At 74.3% G+C, this 2,331-nt stretch carries 2 protein-coding genes; both read right to left on the bottom strand.

Translation table 11 applies throughout. The features are described 5' to 3' along the window. Positions 1-233 precede the first annotated feature (233 nt). On the bottom strand, positions 234-1,994 hold the full coding sequence (locus BN11_RS15810) for a GerMN domain-containing protein (protein WP_048699291.1): 1,761 nt from the start codon (positions 1,992-1,994) through the stop codon (positions 234-236). After that, on the bottom strand, positions 1,991-2,331 hold a 341-nt coding region (locus BN11_RS15815), incomplete at its 5' end, for an ATP-binding protein (protein ID WP_048699293.1). The genes BN11_RS15810 and BN11_RS15815, both read right to left, overlap by 4 nt.

Below are 2,331 nucleotides of genomic sequence, written 5' to 3' on the forward strand. Positions count from 1 at the left end.
TGGGCCCGCCGGCGAAGGTCGTGGCGGCGATGTCCTCGACGCAGTCGGGGCAGACGCTCGGGCCGGGCAGGCCGCACCCGGCGCAGGCGCGCGGCAGGGCGAGGTCGATGAGCCCGCCGATGTCGATCCGCCGCCGCATACGATCCAGGCAACCATTCCCGGGCGGGACCGGGCCACCCCGGGTGTGCCGGGTGTGGACAACGCCGGGTGTGGACAACGTCGTGGGGGGTGCCTCAGCGACCCGGGACGACCAGGTCGTCGCCCACGCCGACCTCCGCCCAGCGACCGCCGGCCCGCATGTAGAGCTCGTCCGCGGTGCGCACGAACAGCCGCCGCTCCCCGCCCAGGGTGACGATGCGCTCCGCGCCCTTCACCTCCGGGAGGGGGGTGACCTGTTGACCCAGGGTCACGACATACGGGCGCAGGGCCTGCTTGGTCTCGCCGCCGAGCACCGCGACATCGCTCTCGCTCAGCCACACGACATCGCGCAGCGTCGAGAGCATAGGCGCCAGCCGCAGCGGGCTCTCGGCGAGGCCGGCCGGCGCGCCGAGGTCGTCGCGGACGATCCCCGCGATGTCCAGTCGTGCGTCGCGACCCTTGTCGTCGGTGCTGATGACGGCCGCGCGGGCGCCGTCGAGCGCGATCGCGATCGATACCGGTCGGCGGCCGGCCAGCCACGAGGCCGTGATCCGGCGGGCCGGGGCGTTGGCCGGCGGCCAGATCCCGGAGTCGACGACCCAGACAGCGCCGTCGTGTCGTCCGCCGCTCATCCGGCCGCCCACCCAGAGGAAGCCTTTGCGGTCGTATGCCGGGCCGGTGAGGTTGCTGCCGAAGTTCGGCACCGAGGCACCCGCGCTGGCGCGGAACCGGGCGAGTTCGCCCTCCGCGACCGCGGCCACCTCCTCCCCCATGAAGGCCAGGGCGAGTTCGGTGAACGTTCGCTCGATGCGAGGGTAGGCGGAGGGTTGCTCGGCGATACCGCCTTGGTCGGGCTGCCCGATGCGGCCCGGGTCGGTGGGCACGAGGCCGCGGCCGAGCCGCAGGAGGGGCAACACGCCCACGGGCGCGGCGGTCTCCTGGAAGCCGAGGGCGTCGATGCCCGACACGGGCGGATTCAGCCCGCCGAGGTCCAGGCCGGCGCCTTCGACGGTGATGGCAATGCTCGACACATTGGGCGCCTGGGTCACCGTGGCGACCAGCTGGGCCCACATGCGCCGCCGCGCGGCCGGGTCGGCGCTGACGTGCGCGGCGGCCAGATCGATCGCGGCGACCCCGCCCTCCACGGGCACAGCGTCGACCGAAAGCCGAACTCCCGGACCGAGATCGGTGCGGACGGCTCCGCCGAGGTAGGCGGGCGCGGGCCCGAGTTCGCCCCGGGTGAGGCGGGTGGCGAGCTTGTCGGTGGCGACGTAGCGCACGTCGGGGACCAGGGCGTCGTCGGGTCCGACGTAGTAGAAGTCGTATGGCGTCATCAGCTGGCGGAAGGCGGCCTTGGACAGCCACCGGCCGAACCCGTCCGGCAACCCGCTGATCCGCCACTGCCCCGCCACCTGGGTGACGTTGATTCGGGCCGTGGTGCGGGTCGCCGAGGCGGCCGGCTCGTAGCGGCCCTGGGCGTCCACGGTGCCGGTGAGGGTCCCGCTGAGTGAGTAGGTGTCGGTGGCGACCTGGTCGAGGAAGGCCTCGATCCCCTCTTCGGTGACGACGGCGCGATCCTCCGGGTTCCAGGACGCGGCCAGGCTCTGGGTCAGGTAGGTCCGGGCCACGGCGACCCCTTGCCCCGAGACGCCGGCGGCCCGCAGGAAGCCGCGGATGACGGCTTCCGGCGACGACCCGTCCTGCGGACCCGGCGGGATGAAGCCGACCTCGTCCCGGTCGGCCGGTCCGACGCCGAGTCCGGGTTGGATGCGGGGGTCGGCGTGCAGGCCGACGCAGCCGCTCAGCAGGAGCGCGAGGAGGGCGCCGAGCAGCGCTCGGGCCCGGCGGGCGGTCATCGTGTCTCCGTCAGGCGGACCGGCCGCAGCCGGGTCGTCGCATCGACGTCGGTAGGCTCGGGCGCCAACGGCAGCGGCGATTCACCGATCGGCTCGCCCGCGACCCGGGGCAGGGTCAAGCGGAAAACCGATCCGCGGCCCGCTTCACCCCATGCCTGCAGCCAGCCGTCGTGCAGGCGGGCGTCCTCGAGGGAGATCGCCAGCCCGAGGCCGGTCCCCCCGGTGGTGCGGGCCCGCGCGGGGTCGGCGCGCCAGAAGCGGTTGAAGACCAGCGACGCCTCGCCGGGCCGCAGACCGACGCCGAGGTCGTGGACGGCGATGGCGGCGGCGGGGGGGG

This window comes from Nostocoides australiense Ben110 (assembly GCF_001050535.1).
GTDB classification, from domain to species: domain Bacteria; phylum Actinomycetota; class Actinomycetes; order Actinomycetales; family Dermatophilaceae; genus Nostocoides_A; species Nostocoides_A australiense.